The following is a 22071-nucleotide window of genomic DNA, read 5'->3' on the forward strand; positions in this document are numbered from 1 at the left end:
CAAAGCTCGGCACGCGCTTGCTGGCCGCTGTCGTTGCGCTAAGGACGACCGGCTAGCAGCAGCGGCCAGCGCGGCCCGCTACGCCACACAAAGCTCGCCTGTGCCGGCCGTTGTCCTCGCAGTGAGAACTACCGGCCCGCCGCGGCAGCCGCCTGCTTCAGGTGCTCGATCTGCTGTTCCCATCGATCGAGCACCGTCTTTCCCTCCCCTTCCAGTTCGAACGTAATGCCGCTCGTCAGGCGCGCATAACGGACGCTTTGCGCCTCCGCCGTATCGATCGAACCGTGCAGATAGACGAGCCCGCTGGCATCGCCCGCGACGCTCGCTAACGGCGTCATGAGCAACTGCACCTGATAGAACCCCTCGTCGCAGACAAAGGTGAGCGCTGCCCGTCCGCTTTGCGCGATCGCGCGCGTCGCCCTCGCTTGCGGCCACAACGCGATGCATAACGTGCGCGAATCAGGCGCGTATAACTCGCCGACGCCGAGCAGCGACGTGCGCACATGGCCATTCGTATCGACGCTCAGCAGCGACGCGGTGAAACCCGTCTTGCTCGCCAGCGACGAACCGTCGAACAACGCGCGCACGGTATCGGGCCATTCATCGAACACGGTCTGTTCGACTGGACGTTCGGCTGCGGGGGAATCGCTCATGATGTCGATGGGAAGAAAAGTGAGCCAGCCTGCATCATGCCTTGAAACGCAAATGGCCCGCATAAGCGGGCCATTCGCAACACCGGCGCTTCACGCCAGGCGATCAGCGGAAGAACACATGCTGCGTGATCTTAGCGAGCGGGTAATGCACGCCGGGCTGAATCCGCGCCGGCAGATCGAGCGGCTTGAGCAGCATCTTCACGCACATGTCGGCCGACAGATTGCGCCGCACCAGCGCATTGATCCGCGCCGCGCGCTCGCGGTTATAAGTCGAGTCGTGCACGCGCTCCGGATAACGAGTCGCGAAGACGTGGCGCAAGGCGATCTCCGAGTCTTCGTTCTTGATCTCCAGCACGCGGCGCATGAGCGCGCCGAGCACGGCAAGCCTGCCGTTGCCTTCGATCTTGTTGTACTTCTTGAAGTACTTGAAAAAGTGCTTGTAGTGACGGACTTCGTCGGTGCGGATGTTGTCGGTGATCTGCTTGAGCACCGGCTCGTCCGAGCACTCGCCGATCGCGCGATACAAGGTCGCCGTGCCGGTTTCCACCACGCAGCGCGCGACCATCTCGAGCGCACGGGTCTTTTCGAAGTCCTCCACTGAACACGTCAGCGAATACTCTTCCATGAAATTACGAAACGCCGTGTCCCAGTCGAATTCGGGCCACACGTAAGCGATATACGTCTTGAGCGCGCGGCCATGCTGCAGTTCTTCCGGCTCCCACTCCTGGTTGAGCCAGGCCGAAACTTCAGGATCGCCGTTAAAGAAAGTGCTCAGATTGCTGGTGTACAAATCGGAGCCGCTTTCGATAAACGAAGACGCGCACAGCAACAGCAGCAAATCTTCGTTGGCGACGGCCTTTTGCCGATCAATGCGGGTGAGGTCGATGTCCTCGATCCGCCAGGGCATGACATGGTTCAGCTCTGTGTGCATCGTGTCTTGCTCCGAAAGCTGTATCGACTCGCGGAGCATGCTCGAAACCGCCCGCTCTCGGCCGGGCCGGTCCGCCGTGTCTGATACAGCGCCTTGAATTAGAGTTAACCCCTTGTATCCTGCATCTTAGTCGGTGTTTCGCAACTCTGCAGATAACCCAGCACAGACCATGCCGAGCCGCCGCAGTTCCAATGGCGTGGTAGTCGAATCATTCGGTCGGACAATGGCGCGGCGCGCGAGGCACAAAAAAAGCCAGCTCGAAGAGCTGGCTTGAATCTGTGACGATCGCTCGTCAGTCAGGTTTGACGGGCATGGCGGCGCTTTGAATCAGCGGCGCAAGGCTCGCGATCAGGCGATCTGAACGCCTTGCGTCAGACGCACGCGGCGCATGCGCCAAGCCACGACCACGAGCGAAAGACCCGACAGCACCGCGGCAATCAGCACGTAGTAACTTGGCGCAAGTTTGTCCCCGGTCAAATGAATGAACGTCTCGACGATCGTGGGCGCGAAGCCGCCGAAGATCGTCACGCCAATGCTGTAACCGATTGAAAGACCCGTCGAGCGCACCTGCGTCGGAAAGATTTCGGACATCAATGCGGGCATCGGCCCGGAATAAGCCGCCTTGAAGATTCCCGCCGTGCCCTGCAAAAGGAGCAGCCAGCCGATGGTCGGATGAGACTGCAGCAGCGCGAACATCGGATAGATCAGCGTGCCCATCAGAATTGACGTGGTTAGCATGATGCGAATCCGGCCGATGCGATCGGACAACGCGCCCATCACCGGCGAGAGCAGGAATTGCAGGCCGCCGTTCAGCACCACCACGCCGAACGACGCCGCCGCCGGCATGTGCAACTGCTTGACGGCGTACATCGGCATGTAGAGCTGCAGTACATAGACGCCGACCGTGGATTGCGCGACGATGCCGACCGCGAGCAGCAGGTTGACCCACTGGCTGGCGAACGACGCGTCCTTCTCTTCGCTTGCGGTCGAGCGAGCGCCGGCCGCGTCGCGCACCTCACGCGCCTCGCGCAGCGCAAGGAACTCCGGGGTCTCGTCGAGGTGCGAACGGATGTAGTAGCCCACCGGGCCGACCAGCAAACCGAACACGAACGGCAGGCGCCAGCCCCAGTCATTCAGTTGCGCGGGCGGCATCCACGCGGTCAACAACGAGCCGAACGCGGCGGCCGTAATCGCGGCAAGGCCCTGGCTCGCGAACTGCCAACTCGCGTAATAGCCGCGGCGCGACGCGCTATGTTCGACCATGAAAGCGGTCGCGCTGCCGAACTCACCGCCCACCGCAAATCCTTGCACGAGCCGCGCGAGCAGAATCAGGATCGGCGCGGCAATTCCAATCGACGCATACGGCGGCATCACCGCCATCGTGAAGGTGCCGACCATCATCAGCGCAATCGCAAGCGTCAGCGCCGCCTTGCGGCCCTTGCGGTCGCCGTAGATGCCGAGCACGACCGCGCCCAGCGGCCGCATCAGAAATGAGATGCCGAAGGTGGCGATGGCGAGCAGTGTGGAGAGCCACTCGTCCTGCATCGGGAAAAACTCTTTGGCGATGATGGTCGCGAAGTAGCCGTAGACCAGAAAATCGAACCACTCGAGCGCATTGCCGACCGACGACGAAAACACGATCCGCCGCACCATCGCTTTGGAAAGCGGCGCGTGCGCGGAATGAGGGGAAGCTGTCGCCGAAGGCGACGCGTGGGTCTGCATGATGTCTCCTGCTCTGTCGGATGCTCGATGCCTGATGCCTGGCGCGCGGGAAGCGAGCGCCGTCGGCAACCGGTGTATTTGATCTGTGCGATGCCTTTAGCGCGCAGCGGGCGATGCCCGCGCATTCGCCCGCGCACCCAGCGAAGCGCAGCCTCGAGCGGCGCCTCGCCCTGGCGCTTGGGTGCTTGCCTAAAACCCCGCGGCCAGCCCGTCACGGCGGCTATCGCTTGCCGCCACATAGCCGCGCTCCGGATCGTTGCGATCGAGCTTCCAGATGTACTGGCCGGAGCCGAAGTCCATATACGGATCGTCGACCGACTTGATCGTGTGGCCGAGTTTCTGCAAGGCCTCGGCGGTCTTCGGATCGAGCGTCGATTCGATGTCGATCGTGAAATCGCGATTGACCTTCCAGCGCGGCGCGTCGCATGCGGCTTGCGGCTGCTGACCGTAGTCGAGCATCCGCACGATGGATTGCAGATGGCCTTGCGGCTGCATGTCGCCGCCCATCACGCCGAAGCTCATCACCGCTTCCTGCTGGCCGTTCACCTGCTGCGTGAGGAACGACGGGATGATGGTGTGGAACGGCCGCTTGCCGCCTTCCACCACGTTCGGCGACTTCGGGTCCATCGAGAAACCGCAGCCGCGGTTCTGCATGGCGATGCCGCTATCCGGCACCACGATGCCCGAGCCGAAGCCCATGTAGTTCGACTGGATGAAGCTGACCATCATGCCGCGCTCGTCGGCCACCGACATGTAGATGGTCCCGCCGGCCTTCGGCATGCCGAAGTCGAACTGCGTGGCGCGCTTGTGATCGATCAGTTTGGCGCGCGAGGTGAGGTACGCGTCGTCGAGCATCTGCTCCGGCGTGACTTCCATGGAGCGCGGATCGGCGACGTAGCGGTAGACGTCGCCGAAGGCCAGCTTCATGGCTTCGATCTGCAAGTGCTGCGACTCGACGTTGTCGACCGCCAGCTCCTTCACATCGAATTTTTCGAGGATGCCCAGCGCGATCAGCGCAGCGATGCCCTGCCCGTTCGGCGGAATCTCGTGGACCGTGTAGCCGCGATAATCCTTGCCGATCGGCTCGACCCAATCCGCTTTGTAGTTGCGCAGATCGTCGAGCGTCAGCGCGCCGCCGCCTTCGCGCGCGAACGCTGCGATCTGCTCGGCGATCTCGCCTTCGTAGTACGCGCGCGGGCCTTGTTCGGCGAGCTTGCGCAGCGTTTTTGCATGGCCGGGAAAGCGCACCAGCTCGCTCACTTCCGGCGCGCGGCCGCGCGGCATGAAGGTTTGCGCGAAGCCCGGCAGGTCCTTCAATTCCGGCACGGCGGCCGCCCATTTATAAGCGACGATGCTCGCCACCGCGTGACCGCGCTCGGCGATTTCAATGGCCGGCTCCATCAGGTCGGCGAACGGCAGCGTGCCGAATTTCTGATGCAGCGCTTCCCAGCCGGCGATCACGCCGGGCACCGTCACCGCGTCCCAGCCGCGTTTCGGTTGCTTCGCCAGACCGTTTTCCTCGCCGTACTTGCGCTTGAAGTAGTCGACATTCCACGCCGCCGGCGAGACGCCCGACGCGTTGAGGCCATGCAGCTTCTTGCCGTCCCACACCAGTGCGAACGCGTCGCCGCCCAGCCCGCACGAGACCGGCTCGACCACGGTGATGGCGGCGGCCGCCGCGATCGCCGCATCGACGGCATTGCCGCCTTTCCACAGCATGCGCAGTCCGGCTTGCGCCGCGAGCGGATGCGAAGTCGAAACGATGTTGCGCGCGAATACAGGCAGACGCGGTGTCGGATAAGGGTTTTGCCAGTTGAAGCCAGTCATGTCGAACACTCTCGAAAGCGCGGCCCGGCATGCGGAAACCGCCGGAAACCATTGGAAAACAGATCAAACGCGGGGTGAGACGGGGTGAAGCTTGAATCAACCGCGGAATCTCGGATTGCATCGTGATCCGGCCCAAAAAACAAATTCATTTATCAAATGAATAAATGCGTAATTGGCCTGAATGAGTCCGCGGATCGTCGTCTCGTGTCCTATGCATGTCGCACGAGTTGGCAGACAAGGCGCGCGATGGTCTTACAATACGCTCACCCCATTCACGCAACACTCGCTTACCGGCTCAGCCTGGCGCGCCGGCGGCGGGCAACGCGGACAAAAAACCCACGCACCGAGACACATGACCCGAGACCCCCGCCTGACTCTCAATGCCCGGCAACAGGAACTGCTGGAGTGGGTGCAACGCGACGGCTTCGTGACCGTGGACGACCTCGCGGCCCACTTCGACGTGACGCCGCAGACGATCCGCCGCGACGTCAACTGGCTCGCCGATATGAACCTGCTGCGCCGCTATCACGGTGGCGCAAGTCTGCCGACCAGTTCCGAAAACGTCTCCTATACGGCGCGTCAGCGCATGTTCCATGACGAGAAGCGGCGCATCGCGGCGTTAGTGGCCACTCACATTCCCGATCAGGCGTCGCTCTTTATCAACCTCGGCACCACCACCGAAGAAGTGGCGCGCGCGCTCAACCGCCATCGCGGCCTGCGCGTGATCACCAACAACCTGAACGTCGCCAGCATGATGAGCGGCTATCCGGATTGCGAGGTGCTGGTGACGGGCGGCATCGTGCGGCCGTGGGACAAAGGGATCGTCGGCGAACTCGCGATCGATTTCATCCGGCAGTTCAAGGTGGACTTCGCGATCATCGGCACGTCGAGCATTGAAGCGGATGGCACGCTACGCGATTTCGACACCCGCGAAGTGCGCGTGGCCGAGGCGATCATCCAACACGCGCGCACCGTTTTCCTCGCCGCCGACAACTCGAAATTCGGCCGCCCGGCGCTGGTTCGCCAAGGCCATCTCGATCAGATCGATGCGTTGTTCACGGACATCGCACCGCCCGCCGAGATGACCGAAACGCTCACAGCCGCCAACTGCCAGGTGTATATCGCCGACTGACGACAGGCGTTTTTCGCCATGTTGCAGCGCACGCGAAACTTCGAGTGAAATCAAGGATCTGGCCGCGGCTCCTAACCGCCTCTCACGCACCCAATTGTCAAAGGGAGAATTTACTGGGGCCGATTTGGTGTTTAACGTGCGGTTGACTACACTCCAGTTCCCCGGCGTACTTTTCCGCATTCTGCGTAGCGCCGGTTGCGTGAAACTGTCGTTTGAGCCGCACCTCCCGCCTGATTCTTTGCGGACTTCACTGGCACGAGCCAGTCGCCGGCAAGGCCGTCCGCGTTTGCTTGACATGGAGAGAACAATGCTAAGTCCGCATGAATTCGCCACGTTGTTGCTCGTCAAGGATGCTCCGAACCAGGTCGATATGGAGCGAGAAGAACTCGACGCACTGCTGGAACGCCAGTTGGTGCAACTCGAACGGCTCGCGTCGGGCAACGAACAATGGAGCGTGACTGAAAGCGGCGACAGCGCATTGCGGGCCATCAAGCGTCTTTCCTAATTTTGCTGATTTCATTGCGTCTTGCGGCCGGACAGAGCGGTTGACGTCCGGCGTCGTGACGGCGCACGCGCCGTGTTTGATCACACGCGCTCTTGCTACAGTGAAATCTTTCTCTTCGTGTGAAAAGCAGGACGCCGTCCGGCGCCCGCTTTGTTGTGCCCAAATCATTTACACAGTAAATTGACGCGACGGACTTTCTGCCCTTGCGCATGCCCAAAACCCTCTCCCCCGACGACATCCAGCAATTCCGCGAAGCCATGCGGCGCGTGGCCGAGAATGCATTTGCGACCCGTGGCGCCGAAGGCGTGACGATGCGTGAACTGGCAAGAGAGCTGGGTTGCAGCGCCATGACGCCCTACCGCTACTTCCGCGACAAGGACGAGATTCTCGCGATGGTGCGCGCCGCGGCGTTCAATCGCTTCGCGGCGCGCCTCGAAGCGGCCGCGAGGACCGCCCCGGAAACGGACCACTCTGTGGTGAGCGAAGCCTACGTGGCGTTCGCACTCGACGAACCGCACGCCTATCGGCTGATGTTCGATCTGGCTCAGAAGGCAAGCGTCTATCCGGAACTTGCCGCCGCCTCACAGCGCGCGTGGCGCATGCTCGGCGAGCACTTCGAGCGGCTCGTAGCCGCGGGCATTCTGGAAGGCGATCCGCAGCTGATCGGTTACGCGTACTGGGCGAGTCTGCACGGCTTCACCATGCTGGCGCTGGCTAATCAGTTGCCGATGCCCCAGGCGCAGCAACCTGCCAATGCCGATAACGCGCCGACCCGCGAAGCCGTGTTCGCGCAAATTCGCCGCATGTTATGGCGGGGCGCGCAAGCGCAGCGCGGCTAACTGCCGACTGCACTGAAGCGGACACGTTCAACGAATAGCGATAAGCAAGCGAACGGCGGCCTTCGCGCTTCGGCTCAGCCGTTGCGCAACGTCGGATCGACGGCCGCGCGCCAACTCAGCGCCTTGGCCCGCTGATCAGTAAAGAACGCCACCCACTGATTACGCACCTGCGGATCGGTGCTAACGCCTTGGCTCGCGTGGCGCTGCGCGATCGCCGTCTGGAACGCGCAGAAATCCTCCTTCGACAGCTTGCCGCTCCGGTTCGCCACGTACGCGTCGAACATCGCCGCGTAGACGCCTTGCGCGTCGTTGCCGTAGTCGACCGTTTGGGCACTGCACATCTGTTGCAACGACGCGAACGACGGTGCGCCCCTCGTTCCGCTCAGGCTCGGCGAGCTGACACACCCCGCGAGAAGCGTAGCGGCGCCGATCATCAAAAGTCCACGCATGAATTCACCTCGAAATGGCTGCTGCCGAGAGTATCGTCCGTGGCCGCGCGTTGCGCCACTACCCGGACACCCGTTAGATGATCCTCTGAACAAACCGAACTTTACTTTTTCGAATATGTTCATTAAAGTTCGAAAACGAACACTATCAGTTCGATAGACTTTCCAAACAGTTTTTGGATACCACGCAGGGGACACAGCAGGTGACGCAAGGCTCGAGATACGATTTGCTCGTCGTGGGCGGCGGGATCAACGGCGCAGGCATCGCTCGCGATGCGGCGGGCCGCGGCCTGTCGGTGCTGCTCTGCGAACAGGACGATCTGGCGGCGCATACGTCGTCGGCCAGCACGAAGCTGATTCACGGCGGCCTGCGCTACCTCGAATACCGCGAGTTCGGGCTGGTGCGAAAAGCGCTGCAGGAGCGCGAGACACTGCTGCGCGCCGCGCCGCACATCATGTGGCCGCTGCGCTTCGTGATGCCGCACATGCCCGATCTGCGCCCGGCCTGGCTGATCCGCGCCGGTCTCTTTCTCTACGACCATCTTGCCAAGCGCGAACTGCTGCCCGGCTCGCGCGGCATCGTGATGCGCAATCATCCGGCGGGCGCGCCGCTGGTCGATTCGATCAAGCGCGGCTTCGTGTATTCGGACGGCTGGGTCAACGACGCGCGTCTCGTCGTGCTGAACGCGCTAGATGCGCAGGAGCACGGCGCAAAAATTCTCACGCGCACCAAGCTGCTGAGCGCCGTGCGCGCGGGCGGCGAATGGCGCGCGCAACTCAAGCGCGCGGACGGCACGATTCTGGACGTGCGCGCCGGATCGATTGCGAACGCCGCGGGCCCGTGGGTCGGCGAACTGCTGCAAGGCGCGCTCGGCCGCGCCGCGTCGCACAGCGTGCGGCTCGTGAAAGGCAGCCATATCGTCACGCGGCGTCTGTTCGAACACGACCACGCGTACATTTTCCAGAATCCGGACAAGCGCATCATCTTCGCGATTCCGTACGAACACGACTACACGCTGATCGGCACGACGGACCTCGAATATCGCGGCGACCCGTCGCAAGTGGCGATCAACGCCGACGAAACGCAGTACCTGTGCGATTCGATCAACCGCTACTTCAAGCAGAAGATTTCGCCGGCCGACGTGCGCTGGACTTATTCGGGCGTGCGTCCGCTGCTCGAGGAAGAAGGCGCGGACAATCCATCCGCGGTCACGCGCGACTATTCGCTCGAACTCGACGCGCCGGCCGGTGAAGCGCCGCTGCTGTCGGTGTTCGGCGGCAAGATCACCACCTTCCGCAAACTGGCGGAAGAAGCCGTCGACAAACTCGCGCAAGCGCTGCACAACGGCGCGTCTTCGTGGACGGCCGGCGCGCCGTTGCCCGGCGGCGATATTCCGAACGCCGACTTCGAGCGCTTTCTGAGCGAATTCAAACAGCAGCATGCATGGCTGCCGGCCGATCTGGCGCATCGCCTCGCCCGCGCTTACGGAACGCGCGTCAAGCATGTGGTCGGCAATGCGCGTTCCGTGGCCGATCTTGGCCGCGCCTTCGCGCCGGGTCTTTACGAAGCGGAACTGACGTACCTGCGCGACACCGAATGGGCGCGCAGCGCGCAGGACGTGCTGTGGCGCCGTTCGAAGCTCGGCCTGCATGTCGAACCCGGCACGCTCGATTCGATAACACGCGATATCGACGCATGGTTCGCCCGCGAACCCGCGCGCGAAGGCGCATAGTCGGATATCGCCACGCAGCGTGTGCGCGGCATCCGAAGGAACCGAACCGCATCGATTCACCCCTCGGCTGGACCAGGCCGGGCGGCATCATCACACGTGTTGCTGCCCGCTTAAAACTACAAGCCGTTCCTGTCGCCGGCTTTGCGCCCGGCGATTCATAAAACGCATGGAGAAGAGACAATGCAGGACCAGTACATCCTCGCGCTTGACCAAGGCACCACCAGCTCGCGCGCGATGCTGTTCGACCGGCTCGGCAATATCGTGTCGACCGCTCAGAAGGAATTCCAGCAGATCTATCCGCGTCCGGGCTGGGTCGAACACGATCCGCAGGAAATCTGGTCGACCCAGGCGGGTGTCGCTGCCGAGGCCGTGACGCGCGCCGGCATGAACGGCACCTCGATCGCCGCGATCGGCATCACCAATCAGCGCGAGACCACCATCGTGTGGGATCGCGAAACCGGCCATCCGATCTACAACGCGATCGTCTGGCAAGACCGCCGCACCGCCGACTTCTGCGACCAACTCAAAGAGCAAGGGCTCGAAGAGAAAGTCCGCGCCAAAACCGGCCTGCCGATCGACTCGTACTTCTCGGCGACCAAGATCCGCTGGATTCTCGATAACGTCGAAGGCGCGCGCGAAAAAGCCAAACAGGGCCGCCTCGCGTTCGGCACCGTCGACAGCTGGCTGGTGTGGAATTTCACCAAGGGCGGCCTGCACGTCACCGACGTCACCAACGCGTCGCGCACGATGCTCTTCAACATCCACTCGCTGAAGTGGGACGACGAACTGCTCGAAGCGCTCGACATTCCACGCAGCATGCTGCCGGAGGTGAGGCCTTCGTCGGAGGTGTACGGGCCGACCAAGACCACCGTGTTCGCTTCGAAGATTCCGCTCGCAGGCATCGCCGGCGATCAGCACGCCGCCCTCTTCGGCCAGATGTGCACGGAGTCGGGCATGGTGAAGAACACCTACGGCACCGGCTGCTTCCTCGTGATGAACACCGGCGACAAGCCGATCGAATCGAAGAACAATCTCGTCACCACGATTGCGTGGCAGATCGGCGATCAGATCAATTACGCGCTCGAAGGCAGCATCTTCATTGGCGGCGCCGTGGTGCAATGGTTGCGCGACGGCTTGGGCATCATCAAGAACGCCGCTGAAATCGAGACTCTGGCGCGCAGCGTGCCGCATTGCGACGGCGTGTATCTGGTGCCCGCCTTCGCCGGCCTCGGCGCGCCGCATTGGAATGCGCGCGCTCGCGGCACGCTGTTCGGCGTGACGCGCGGCACGTCTTCCGCGCATATCGCGCGCGCCGCGCTCGACTCGATCGCCTACCAATCACTCGATGTTTTGAAAGCGATGGAAGCCGACTCCGGTATTCGCATCGGCGAATTGCGGGTGGACGGCGGCGCCTGCGCGAACAATCTGCTGATGCAATTCCAGGCGGACATTCTCGGCGTCGACGCAGTGCGCCCCAAGGTGGCGGAAACCACCGCCTTGGGCGCGGCTTATTTGGCCGGTCTCGCGGTGGGTTACTGGAAAGACGTCGACGAACTGCAAAGCCAGTGGAAGCTCGACCGCCGCTTCACGCCCGCCCTGCCGCACGCTGAAGTCAAGCAATGCCTCGACGGCTGGCAGCGCGCAATTCGCGCCGCGAAGGCCTGGGCCGACACGCCCTGAGCGCATTTCTCAACAGTTCTCTTTCATCGATAAAGAAGCCGCTAATCCCGCGGCTTCCCTGACAACTATATTTCGGATACCCAACGATGTCTCCTTATATTGCCGAATTCATCGGCACGGCACTCGTGGTGCTGCTCGGCGACGGCGCCGTCGCCAACGTGCTGCTCGCACGCACCAAAGGCAAAGGCGCGGACCTGATCGTGATCGTCATGGGCTGGGCGATGGCCGTGTTCATCGCCGTCTACGTCACCGCGTCGTTCAGCGGCGCTCATCTGAATCCTGTCGTGACCATCAGCCTCGCGCTGGCCGGCAAGTTCGCCTGGGCCAAAGTGCCCGGCTATATCGCGGCGCAAATGCTCGGCGGCATGGCCGGCGCGCTGCTCGTCTGGATGGCTTATCGGCAGCACTTCGCCAAAGAAGGCGACGCCGACGTGAAGCTCGGCGTGTTCTGCACCTCGCCGGCAATACGCAGCGTGCCGCACAACCTGCTCACGGAAATGATCGCCACGTTTGTGCTGATTCTGGGCGTGCTGTATCTGGCTTCGCCGCAAGTCGGTCTTGGCGCGCTCGACGCGCTCCCTGTCGGTCTGCTGGTTCTCGGCATCGGCATCTCGCTCGGCGGCCCGACCGGTTACGCGATGAGCCCCGCTCGCGACCTGTCGCCGCGTTTGATGCATGCGCTGCTGCCGATTCCGGGCAAGCGCGACAGCGACTGGCACTACGCGTGGATTCCGGTTTGCGGTCCGTTGCTGGGCGGCGCGGCGGCGGCGTGTCTGTATCTGTATCTGCACGTGCATTGATCTGCGCGGCGTATGCAGGGCTCACTCAGGCGTACATCACGGCGCGCCTGAGCAAAGAAGTCACGGAAAGCAGCGGCGCCGCTCAGGCGCCGCCAAAGCACGTATCATGACGCTTTCACTTACCGCGCATGAGCTTGCAATTGCCTTGCTCACGCGCTTCGCTTTCCGTTTCCAGGCATGATCGACCACCTCATCTGTGACTGCGACGGCGTGCTCGTCGACAGCGAAATCATCGCTGACCGCGTGATGCTCGAAACGCTGACCGCCACGTTCCCCAGCCTCGACTTCGAACCCATCGTCAAGACGGCTTTTGGTCAGCAAACATCGCGCTTTCTCGAAGGCATCGAGAAGTCGTTCGATATCACGTTGCCTGCAAATTTTTTCGACACCATCGAACACAACGTCGAACTCGAACTCGCGGCTTCGCTCAGCCCGATCAACGGCGTGCGCGAAGCGTTGCAACGCGTCACATTGCCGGCCGCCGTCGTGTCGAACAGCCGGATGGCGCGCGTGAATGCATCGGTGCGGCGCGCGGGTTTGCAGCAGATTTTCGGCGAACGCATTTTCAGCGCGGAACAGGTGGCGCGGCCGAAGCCCTATCCCGATGTGTATCTATTCGCCGCGAAAACGCTCGGCGTTGAGCCGTCACGTTGTGTGGTGGTGGAAGACAGCGTGGCGGGTTTGAATGCCGCGCGCGCGGCGGGCATGAAGACGATCGCTTTTGTCGGCGCGAGCCATATTCCCGATGGCTACGCGGACGCGCTGCGCAAGATGGGCATGACGCGGATCATGCAGCATATGGATGAACTGCCCGCGCTGGTCGAAGCGGGCCTTCGCGGCGAGTTCGGCGACGTGCAGTCGTAGGCGTTCGCGGCATCCGCAAAAGCCCGCTGCATTGCCGGCGAGCGCAGCGAATTTGACGACATGCGCCATGGCCGTTCGCGGCAATGGAAAAGGCGGTTGGAATGCCCATGTGCGCGGCGAATTCGACAGCAGCAACTGCAGCCGTCCGAGTTAATAGGAAAAGCCGGCTGCGCGAGCCGGCTTTTTCACATCATCACTGCTAGCGAGTGCGCGCGTCGTGTCACGCGTTCGCACTCCCCGCGCATCAAGCCTCGTCAGCCACGCATTCGCGCGCCTGCGCCAGCGCCTGACGAAACTCCACCAGCTCGGCGATGGTCAGCATCGGCAGATTGTGTTGCGCGGCGAAGCGCTCCACATCGGCGCCGCGCGTCATCGTGCCGTCCGGGTTCATCAGTTCGCACAGCACGCCGGCCGGCTTCAGACCCGCGAGAATCGCGAGGTCCACCGTGCCTTCGGTGTGGCCGCGACGCGCCAGCACGCCGCCGGGTTGCGCACGCAACGGGAACACGTGACCAGGACGCACGATATCGGCAGGCTTCGCCGTATCGGCGATCGCGGCGCGAATCGTCGTCACGCGATCGAGCGCGGACACGCCGGTAGTCACGCCGTCGCGTGCTTCGATCGAGACCGTGAACGCGGTGCCGTGACGGCTTTCGTTGTTGACTGCCATGGGCGGCAGTTCGAGCGCGCGAATCTTCTCGTCGGGCAAACACAGGCACACGATGCCGCTGCATTCGCGAATCAGCAACGCCATGGTTTCGACGGACAGACGCTCGGCGGAGACGATCAGATCGGCTTCGTTCTCGCGGTCGTGGTCGTCCTGCAAAACGACGGCGCGGCCATCGCGCATGGCTTGCAGGGCGGCGGCGATACGCGGCGGAACGGCTTCGGTGTCGAGCAGCGGGAGGTCGAGGAATGCGCTATCCGCAATCGTCGACGGAGCAGGGAAAGTAGCAAAGGTCATGATTGAAACGCTCATCGCAAAAGTTGGGCGAGAAACGTTTCAGGGCATTGCAAACAGACAAAGACGCGCCGTTGAACGCCGCGCAAAGCGACGCTCGCGCACCGCCTCGACCTGCAAGCGGCGCCACGGAAACGAACATGACTATCTGCACATCTTCTTCCATCCGGACTCTAACCGTCGGCTCTGGCTTCTCACCAGATCTGCTGACCCCACTGCAATCTTTCCTGTTCGGAAGACCGTACTACGTGGGCGCTCGCGGGCTCACCGGCTCACGCTTTCGCGTTGCCGGCATACCGCCGGTGGGGAATTTCGCCCCGCCCTGAAGACGCACTGATTGCCGGAAAGACCGGCTGGCAAAGCATACAGCAGTCGTGTCACGCGTGCAGCGCAACCCTACTGGTCAGACGGAAATCGCCGATTTCAGGCACATCCGTCCGCAAAAGATGCGGATCAAACCGGTGCAACTTCGCGCGCCGGCTCGTGGTGCGCGGGCACGTCCCAGCGCGGCGGCGTCTCCGCCTTCAACGTCACGCGAAACGCGCGCGCTTCCGTGTCGCCGGGATTGCGCAGGCTATGCGGCTGGTCGGCGTCGAACACGATCGCGTCGCCGGTGGCCAGCAACTGGCGTTGATCGTGGACGCTGACTTCCAGCGTGCCTTCGCTCACCACCAGATTCACCGTCGTGCCCGGCGCGCGACGCGTGCCGGCTTCGGTGTGCAACGGCGCGATACGCAACTCGTGAAACTCGGCGGCGGTCGGTTCGGCGTCGGGATAAAGCGGCCGGGCCGAATAGCGTCCGTTCGAACTGACGACACGCGACGAGCGCTCCGCCGGCAAATGTTCGAAGCCGTTGGTCGCGTGACGCCGCAAGAACGCGGCGACCGACACCTTCAACGCCGCGGCCACCTTGCACAGCACCTTGATGGACGGCACGCTGCGCGCCGATTCGATCTGCGCGAGCATGGCGCGAGAGACGCCCGACGCGCGGGCCAAAGCGTCGAGCGACAGTTGCCGCTCGGCACGCAAACGGGCGAGATTCACGCCGACCAGATGTTCAAGTGCATCGAAAGGTTCAGCGGCACGCGGCGACGTATCGGTGTCAGCCGTGGGATCGCGAACCAGCGCAAGCGGGGAATGCATGATTGCCTCCAGGAGCGCCGCCGGACGGCGGGCAAACGGTTAGTGGAAGCAAGATAGCATCGCGCCCCGCCGCGCCCAACGAAGTTATCTTCACACTGTTATCAGCATTGCGGAGGACGTTTTCCGCAATGCTTGTGCGAATTTTTCATAAGGGCGCAGCGGCGGCCAGTTCACGAACCGGAGCGCGCTCACGCCCCTTGCGCCACCGTCGACGCCGGCGCATCCATACGCGCTGCGAACCAGGTCAGCAGCAATGCAGCCACGCTGACCGCGGCCGCCACCCAAGGCAAGGTGTCGAGCGAATGGCCGTGATTGATCACCAGACCGCCAAGCCACGCGCCGCCCGCATTGCCGACGTTGAACGCACCGATATTCAAGGTGGAGGCCAGATTCGGCGCCGCGGCCGCCTTTTCGACCACGCGCATCTGCAGAGGCGGCACCGTGGCGAACGCGGCAATACCCCACACGAAGATCGTGATCGCCGCGGCCACTTGCGAATGGCTGGTGCGCGCGAAGATCGCCATCACCACCGCGAGCGCGACCAGAATGCCCATCAGCGACGGCATCAGCGCACGGTCCGCCAATTTACCGCCAACCGTATTGCCGATCGTGAGGCCCACGCCGAACAGCACCAGAATCAGCGTGACGCCGCGCGGCGAGAAACCGCTCACCTGCTCGAGAATCGGCGCGATATAGGTGAACACGACGAACACGCCGCCGAAGCCGAGCACCGTCATCGCGAGCGCGGTCCAGACTTGCGGGTCTTTCAGCACGCGCACTTCATGACCGAGACCGACCGGACCGGCGTCATGACGATTCGGCACCAGCGCCGTGACGCCCGCGAGCGACAGCACGCCGAACGCGCTGACGATCCAGAACGCCGCGCGCCAGCCGAACTCCTGACCGACGAACGTGCCGAACGGCACGCCGAGCACGTTCGCCAACGTCAGGCCGGTGAACATGAGCGCAATCGCGCTGGCGCGCTTTTCGGCCGGCACAAGCGAAGCCGCCACCACCGCGCCGATGCCGAAGAACGAGCCATGCGCGAACGACGTGACGACGCGCGCGATCATCAGCACGGAATAGCTGGACGCGATCGCGCACAGCGTATTGCCGACGATGAACACGCCCATCAGCAGTTGCAGCGCCAATTTACGCGGCATCTTGCTGGTCACCACGGCGAGCAACGGCGCACCGACGGCGACGCCGAGCGCGTAGCCGCTCACCAGCAAACCCGCCGACGGAATCGACACCGCCAGATCGTGCGCGACCTCGGGCAGCAAGCCCATGATCACGAACTCCGTCGTGCCGATTGCGAATGCGCTGATCGCCAGCGCCAGTAATGGAATGGGCATTTCTCTTCTCCAGGTTCTAAATTTGAGCGTGATGCAGCGCGGTCACGAATTCGATGACGACGCCCGGCGCGAGCGCCACGAACAGTTGCGCCTGTGCCTCTTGCGGTCCCATCTGCGGCACGCGCGCGGTTTGAAAGTCGACGCCGTGCGCATGCAGACGACCGAGCAGCGCCTGCCATTCGGCGGCGCTCTCCAGCCGGAACGCGATGTGGTCGATGCGCGGCGCCGTCCTGCCGGCCGCGGCGGGCACCGTCGCGTCGATCAGATGAATCAGCGGGCGGCCGTTTGCGTACAGCCAGTAGCCGTCAACCGAAAACGGCGGCCGTGCGCCTTGCGTCAACCCGGCGACGTCGACGAAAAAACGTCGGGCCGTCGCGAGGTCGGCGGTGACGATGGTTGCGTGATCGAGTTGCATGGCTGGGCAGCCTCAGGGTTTTCCATGAGCGGCATTGTCCACGCCGAGCGTCAATTTGATAATTGGCGTAGCATTTGAAGCATTTTCAAATCTCATTTGAAAGACTCGCCATGGATAACCTCGGTGATATCCGTCTGTTCGTCGAAGCGGCGCAGCAGGGCAGCCTGTCGGCGGCGGGCCGCAAGATGGGCCTGACGCCGGCCGCCGCCAGCGCGCGCCTCGCCAAGCTCGAAGCCGGCTTGAAAGCGCGCCTGTTCGAACGCACCACCCGTCAACTCAGGCTCACCGACGAAGGCCGCCTGTACCTGAATTGCTGCCGTCAGGCGCTGCAATCGCTCGACGACGCCGAAGCCGCGCTGCAAGCCGGCCAAGGCGTCGTGCGCGGCAAGGTGCGGGTGTCGGCGACCTCGGACTTCGGCCGCAATCTGCTGATGCACTGGCTCGACGAATTCAACGCGCTGTATCCGGAAGTGACCTTCGCGCTGACGCTGTCGGACTCTCTGGCAAATCTGGTGCAGGAGGACATCGATCTGGCGATCCGCTTCGGCGTGCCGCAGGACAGCTCGCTGGTCGCCCGCAAGCTGGCGCCGAACCGGCGCGTGCTGTGCGCGTCGCCGGACTACATCGCGCGCAAGGGCGAACCGAAAGATCCGCACGATCTGGCCAATTTCGACTGCATCGTGCTGGCCACCGCCACCGGGCTGGCGAACGAGTGGCGCTTCACGCGCGGCGACGAGGTGCAGCACTACACCGTGCCGTTCGAAACGGCCCGCGAGACCAACGACGGCGCCGTCGCCCGCGAATGGGCGTTGCGTGGCTACGGCATCGTGATCAAGTCGATGTGGGACGTGGAAGCCGACCTGCGCGCCGACGGCCTGAAGATCCTGCTGCCCGAATGGCGCTATCCGGACGCGCCGCTGCACGCGCTCTACCATCGCAACCGCTTCATGGCGCCGCGCGTGCGCGTGTTGCTGGATTTCCTGAGCGAGCGTTTCGCGCAGGTGTCGGACGAACTGGAAGGTCTGCTGGGCTTGCCGCCGGAGCGTCCGCGCCGCCGGGCGGCCGGGGAAACCGCATCGCGCGAAGGGCTATAATATTGAGCTACGCTGCAAACGTGCCCCGCAAGCCACTTACGGTGGCCCATGGCGGTAAGTAAGCGCCGCCCCGCGGCCCGCTCGCACGTTTCGCCCTCTTCACCTTTTAAAAGACGCCCCCAGGTTAACCACTGCGACCGGCGAAATTCGATGACCAAGAAAGTTTATGTAAAAACCTTTGGCTGCCAGATGAACGAGTACGACTCCGACAAGATGGTCGACGTACTCGGCGCGGCTGAAGGACTCGTCAAGACCGACACGCCGGAAGACGCGGACGTCATTCTGTTCAACACGTGCTCGGTGCGCGAAAAAGCGCAGGAAAAAGTGTTCTCCGACCTCGGCCGCGTGCGCGAGCTCAAGGAAGCGAATCCGGATCTGATCATCGGTGTGGGTGGTTGCGTGGCGAGCCAGGAAGGCGCGGCGATCGTGTCGCGCGCGCCGTACGTCGATCTGGTGTTCGGCCCGCAAACGCTGCATCGCCTGCCGCAAATGATCGACAAGTGCCGTGAGAGCGGCCGCGCGCAAGTGGACATCTCGTTCCCGGAAATCGAAAAGTTCGATCACCTGCCGCCGGCGCGCGTCGACGGCCCGAGCGCGTTCGTGTCGATCATGGAAGGCTGCAGCAAGTACTGCAGCTATTGCGTCGTGCCGTACACGCGCGGCGAAGAAGTGTCGCGTCCGCTGGATGACGTGCTGACCGAAATCGCCGGTCTCGCCGATCAAGGCGTGCGCGAAGTCACGCTGCTCGGCCAGAACGTGAACGCTTACCGCGCCGGTCTCACGCTGGGTTCGACGGAAATCGCCGACTTCGCTCAGTTGATCGAATACGTGGCGGACATTCCCGGCATCGAACGGATTCGCTACACCACGTCGCATCCGAAGGAATTCACGCAGCGTCTGATCGACACCTACGCGAAGGTGCCGAAGCTCGTCAGCCACCTGCATCTGCCGGTGCAGCACGGCTCCGACCGCATCCTGATGGCCATGAAGCGCGGCTACACGGTGCTCGAATACAAGTCCGTGATCCGCAAGCTGCGCGCGATCCGTCCCGACCTGTCGCTCTCCACGGACATGATCGTCGGCTTCCCCGGCGAGACGGAAGAAGACTTCGACAAGATGATGGCGCTCGTGCACGAGATGAAGTACGACACCAGCTTCTCGTTCATCTACAGCCCGCGTCCCGGCACGCCGGCCGCGAATCTGCACGACGACACGCCGCGCGAAGTGAAGCTAAAGCGTCTGCAACATTTGCAGGCCACCATCGAGGAAAACGTGCAGCGCATCAGCGATTCGATGGTCGGCAAGATCGAGCGTATTCTGGTTGAACGCCCGGCCCGCAAGGATCCGAACGAACTCGCCGGGCGCACCGAGAACAACCGGGTGGTGAATTTCCCGGCGCCGATCGCCTCGCACGCGCGGCTGATCGGCCAGATGGTCGACGTGAAAATCGTCAAAGCGTACCCACATTCGCTACGTGGCGAGCTCGTGCTGGTTCATGACGACGCCCCGGCCACGACCCACTAAGCGTACCGAAACCGACAGGATCGACCCACCGCCTTGAAGACCACTCAGCAGCATCTGGAATTCACCGCACCGCGCGAAGACAACGCGCGGCTCGCCAACCTCTGCGGCCCGCTCGACGAGAATCTGCGGCAGATCGAGCAGGCGCTCGACGTCACGCTGCAACGCCGTGGGCACCGCATCACGATTCGCGGGCGCGGCGCGAAACTCGCGCTCACCGCGCTCGAAAAGTTCTACGACAACTCACAGAAGCCACTGTCGGTCGACGACATCCAGCTCGCGCTCGTTGAAGTGCGTCAGCCGGCACGGCATCGCGCGAATGGCAACGGTCATGGCACGGAAGCGCTGGACCCGCGCTTCCCCGGCAATCCGGATCATCCGTTCGACCAGCCCGCCGACGCCGGCGACGACGACCTCGAAGAACTCGGCCCGAAGCTGTACACGCGGCGCGCGGATCTGCGCGGCCGTACACCGGCGCAACGCGAGTATCTGAAGCAGATCATCTCGCACGACGTGACCTTCGGCATCGGGCCGGCCGGCACGGGCAAGACCTATCTCGCGGTGGCTTGCGCGGTGGACGCGCTCGAACGCGACCAGGTCAAGCGCATCGTGCTGACGCGTCCCGCGGTCGAAGCAGGCGAGCGTCTCGGCTTCCTGCCGGGCGATCTGGCGCAAAAGGTCGATCCGTATCTGCGTCCCCTGTACGACGCGCTGTACGACCTGCTCGGCTTCGACAAAACCGCCAAGATGTTCGAACGGCAGATGATCGAAATCGCGCCGCTCGCGTACATGCGCGGCCGCACGCTGAACCACGCGTTCATCATCCTCGACGAGGCGCAGAACACCACGCCCGAACAGATGAAGATGTTTCTCACGCGGATCGGCTTCGGCTCGAAGGCGGTGGTGACCGGCGACACGACCCAGGTCGACTTGCCGCGCGGCCACAAGAGCGGGCTGATCGAAGCGCAGCAGGTGCTGGCGGACGTGCGCGGCATCGCGCTCACACGGTTCACCAGCGCGGACGTGGTGCGGCATCCGCTGGTCGCGCGAATTGTGGAGGCGTACGATGCGCATTCGCAGAAAACCGCCAGTCCGGCGGATTCACGCTAAACGCACTCAGCTGCAACACACGCCACGAACGCCACGAACGCATTAAAACGAAACCGCATGAGCCGCGCCCCGAAACTGACGTTGAATCTGCAATTCCCCGCCGCCAAAAGCTGGCCGGAACACAAGGCGCTGCTGCCGCGCGCCACCGTGGCCGGCTGGATCAAGGCGGCGCTCTTCGCGGACGGCGAACTGACCGTGCGTTTCGTCGATGCCGAAGAAGGCCGCACGCTGAACCGCACCTATCGCGGCAAGGATTATTCGACCAACGTGCTGACTTTCGCCTACGCCGAATCGGAAGACGATCCGGTGACGGGCGATCTGATCCTGTGCTGTCCGGTGGTCGAGAAAGAAGCCGCCGAACAGGGTAAACCGCTCATCGCGCATTACGCGCATCTGCTCGTGCACGGCACGCTCCACGCCCAGGGTTACGACCACGAAGTCGAGGAAGAAGCCGAGGAAATGGAAGCGATCGAAACGGAAATCCTCGGCAAGCTCGGCTTTCCCGATCCTTACCTGTAGGCGTCGATCACCTGCGTCGCTAACGTCCAATCCGTTCAAAACCATCGTGAGCACCTCTTTTCCTGAAGCCGACACCCGACCACCCTGCCCGGACTATCCGCCGGTGCTCGGCGAATCGCGGCTCCTGACGGACGAGGAACTGCGCGCGTCGCTCGACTGCACGTTGCGCGACTGGGACCGCAAGAGCGACCTATGGCTGTTCGGCTATGGTTCGCTGATCTGGAATCCCGGCCTGCCCACCGTCGAAGCCACGCGTTCGAAGGTCCACGGCTATCACCGGGGGCTGTACCTGTGGTCGCGCGTGAATCGCGGCACACCCGAGCAGCCGGGCCTCGTGCTCGCGCTCGATCGCGGCGGTTCGTGCACCGGCATCGCGTTCCGGCTCGCGGCCGAAGGCTCGATGCCGCATCTCGAAGCGCTCTGGCGCCGCGAAATGGCGATGGGTTCATACCGCCCTGCGTGGCTGCCCTGCGTACTCGCCGACGGCCGGCGCGTGGACGCGCTCGCTTTCGTAATGCGCCGCGACGTGCCGAGCTACACCGGCAAGTTGCGCGACGACGTCGTCAAAACCGTGTTCGGCTGTGCAAGCGGGCGCTACGGCACCACGCTCGATTACGTCAGCCGCACGGTCCATGCGCTGCGTGAAAGCGGTATGCCCGACCGCGCGCTCGAAGCGCTGCTCGAACGGTGTCGCGAGGAAAGCCGCGAAGCAAACGTGAAAGGACAGAAAGCAGACCAGAAATAACCGTGGCGAACCGCGCTTTTTTTCCCGAAAACGCTTTTCCGCGCGTAATCAGTTAGGATTGACCCACGCCCGCCCT

The 22071-nt window shown here is 63.2% G+C and carries 21 protein-coding genes and 1 riboswitch; of the genes, 12 read left to right on the forward strand and 9 right to left on the reverse strand.

Going from position 1 to position 22071, the window contains the following annotated elements:
• Positions 1–128: 128 nt before the first annotated feature.
• From PQR54_RS21735 to ggt, 4 genes are all read right to left on the reverse strand, one after another.
• Positions 129–653: a hypothetical protein gene (locus PQR54_RS21735; protein WP_408249204.1), complete on the reverse strand. Its 525-nt coding sequence runs from the start codon at positions 651–653 to the stop codon at positions 129–131.
• A 103-nt stretch (positions 654–756) separates the two neighbouring features.
• Positions 757–1584, reverse strand: a complete 828-nt coding sequence (locus tag PQR54_RS21740; protein ID WP_408249206.1) for a ferritin-like domain-containing protein — start codon at positions 1582–1584, stop codon at positions 757–759.
• Positions 1585–1932: 348 nt separating this feature from the next.
• On the reverse strand, positions 1933–3306 hold the full coding sequence (locus tag PQR54_RS21745) for an MFS transporter (protein WP_408249208.1): 1374 nt from the start codon (positions 3304–3306) through the stop codon (positions 1933–1935).
• A gap of 189 nt (positions 3307–3495) precedes the next feature.
• Positions 3496–5133, reverse strand: a complete 1638-nt coding sequence (ggt, locus tag PQR54_RS21750) for a gamma-glutamyltransferase (protein ID WP_408249210.1) — start codon at positions 5131–5133, stop codon at positions 3496–3498.
• Between the two features lie 352 nt (positions 5134–5485).
• On the opposite strand from ggt, the gene PQR54_RS21755 reads away from it, so the two are divergent.
• From PQR54_RS21755 to PQR54_RS21765, 3 genes are all read left to right on the forward strand, one after another.
• A complete protein-coding gene (locus PQR54_RS21755; RefSeq protein WP_408249212.1) occupies positions 5486–6265 on the forward strand; it encodes a DeoR/GlpR family DNA-binding transcription regulator in 780 nt (259 codons plus the stop codon).
• A 307-nt stretch (positions 6266–6572) separates the two neighbouring features.
• The gene (locus tag PQR54_RS21760) at positions 6573–6770 is read left to right on the forward strand and encodes a hypothetical protein (protein WP_408249214.1); all 198 of its coding nucleotides are present in this window, start codon (positions 6573–6575) and stop codon (positions 6768–6770) included.
• Between the two features lie 209 nt (positions 6771–6979).
• Entirely contained in the window at positions 6980–7609 is a 630-nt protein-coding gene (locus tag PQR54_RS21765) for a TetR/AcrR family transcriptional regulator (protein ID WP_408249216.1), read from the forward strand.
• Positions 7610–7683: 74 nt separating this feature from the next.
• On the opposite strand, the gene PQR54_RS21770 is transcribed toward PQR54_RS21765, so the two are convergent.
• The gene (locus PQR54_RS21770; RefSeq protein ID WP_408249218.1) at positions 7684–8058 is read right to left on the reverse strand and encodes a hypothetical protein; all 375 of its coding nucleotides are present in this window, start codon (positions 8056–8058) and stop codon (positions 7684–7686) included.
• A 200-nt stretch (positions 8059–8258) separates the two neighbouring features.
• Here PQR54_RS21770 and glpD point away from each other — a divergent pair, with 200 nt between their 5' ends.
• The 4 genes from glpD to PQR54_RS21790 all read left to right on the forward strand — a co-directional run bounded on the left by glpD (position 8259) and on the right by PQR54_RS21790 (position 13132).
• Positions 8259–9788, forward strand: a complete 1530-nt coding sequence (gene glpD / locus PQR54_RS21775; RefSeq protein ID WP_408249268.1) for a glycerol-3-phosphate dehydrogenase — start codon at positions 8259–8261, stop codon at positions 9786–9788.
• A gap of 180 nt (positions 9789–9968) precedes the next feature.
• Complete coding sequence (gene glpK, locus PQR54_RS21780) at positions 9969–11468, forward strand: glycerol kinase GlpK (protein ID WP_408249220.1); 1500 nt, start codon at positions 9969–9971, stop codon at positions 11466–11468.
• A gap of 86 nt (positions 11469–11554) precedes the next feature.
• Positions 11555–12268: an MIP/aquaporin family protein gene (locus PQR54_RS21785; protein ID WP_132373170.1), complete on the forward strand. Its 714-nt coding sequence runs from the start codon at positions 11555–11557 to the stop codon at positions 12266–12268.
• A gap of 177 nt (positions 12269–12445) precedes the next feature.
• A complete protein-coding gene (locus PQR54_RS21790) occupies positions 12446–13132 on the forward strand; it encodes an HAD family hydrolase (protein WP_408249222.1) in 687 nt (228 codons plus the stop codon).
• A 244-nt stretch (positions 13133–13376) separates the two neighbouring features.
• Here PQR54_RS21790 and ribB read toward each other — a convergent pair whose 3' ends face one another.
• The 4 genes from ribB to PQR54_RS21810 form a co-directional block, all read right to left on the reverse strand.
• On the reverse strand, positions 13377–14096 hold the full coding sequence (gene ribB, locus PQR54_RS21795; RefSeq protein WP_134457854.1) for a 3,4-dihydroxy-2-butanone-4-phosphate synthase: 720 nt from the start codon (positions 14094–14096) through the stop codon (positions 13377–13379).
• 147 nt (positions 14097–14243) lie between these two features.
• A riboswitch (FMN riboswitch) is annotated at positions 14244–14427 on the reverse strand.
• Between the two features lie 119 nt (positions 14428–14546).
• Positions 14547–15236: a helix-turn-helix domain-containing protein gene (locus tag PQR54_RS21800; protein ID WP_012434284.1), complete on the reverse strand. Its 690-nt coding sequence runs from the start codon at positions 15234–15236 to the stop codon at positions 14547–14549.
• Between the two features lie 188 nt (positions 15237–15424).
• Complete coding sequence (locus tag PQR54_RS21805) at positions 15425–16591, reverse strand: MFS transporter (RefSeq protein ID WP_408249225.1); 1167 nt, start codon at positions 16589–16591, stop codon at positions 15425–15427.
• A gap of 16 nt (positions 16592–16607) precedes the next feature.
• Entirely contained in the window at positions 16608–17006 is a 399-nt protein-coding gene (locus tag PQR54_RS21810) for a VOC family protein (RefSeq protein WP_408249227.1), read from the reverse strand.
• Between the two features lie 110 nt (positions 17007–17116).
• Here PQR54_RS21810 and PQR54_RS21815 point away from each other — a divergent pair, with 110 nt between their 5' ends.
• From PQR54_RS21815 to PQR54_RS21835, 5 genes are all read left to right on the forward strand, one after another.
• Entirely contained in the window at positions 17117–18100 is a 984-nt protein-coding gene (locus tag PQR54_RS21815) for a LysR family transcriptional regulator (protein ID WP_408249229.1), read from the forward strand.
• Between the two features lie 150 nt (positions 18101–18250).
• Positions 18251–19624 carry a tRNA (N6-isopentenyl adenosine(37)-C2)-methylthiotransferase MiaB gene (miaB, locus tag PQR54_RS21820; protein WP_408249231.1) on the forward strand — a complete coding sequence of 458 codons (1374 nt, stop codon included), beginning with the start codon at positions 18251–18253 and terminating at the stop codon, positions 19622–19624.
• A gap of 33 nt (positions 19625–19657) precedes the next feature.
• Positions 19658–20731: a PhoH family protein gene (locus tag PQR54_RS21825; protein WP_408249233.1), complete on the forward strand. Its 1074-nt coding sequence runs from the start codon at positions 19658–19660 to the stop codon at positions 20729–20731.
• Positions 20732–20788: 57 nt separating this feature from the next.
• Positions 20789–21250: an rRNA maturation RNase YbeY gene (ybeY, locus tag PQR54_RS21830; RefSeq protein WP_408249235.1), complete on the forward strand. Its 462-nt coding sequence runs from the start codon at positions 20789–20791 to the stop codon at positions 21248–21250.
• Positions 21251–21296: 46 nt separating this feature from the next.
• Entirely contained in the window at positions 21297–21995 is a 699-nt protein-coding gene (locus tag PQR54_RS21835) for a gamma-glutamylcyclotransferase (protein WP_408249237.1), read from the forward strand.
• Positions 21996–22071: the final 76 nt, after the last annotated feature.

Origin of the sequence: Paraburkholderia phytofirmans, from assembly GCF_046028095.1 — a bacterium.
In the GTDB taxonomy this organism is placed as follows: domain Bacteria; phylum Pseudomonadota; class Gammaproteobacteria; order Burkholderiales; family Burkholderiaceae; genus Paraburkholderia; species Paraburkholderia phytofirmans_A.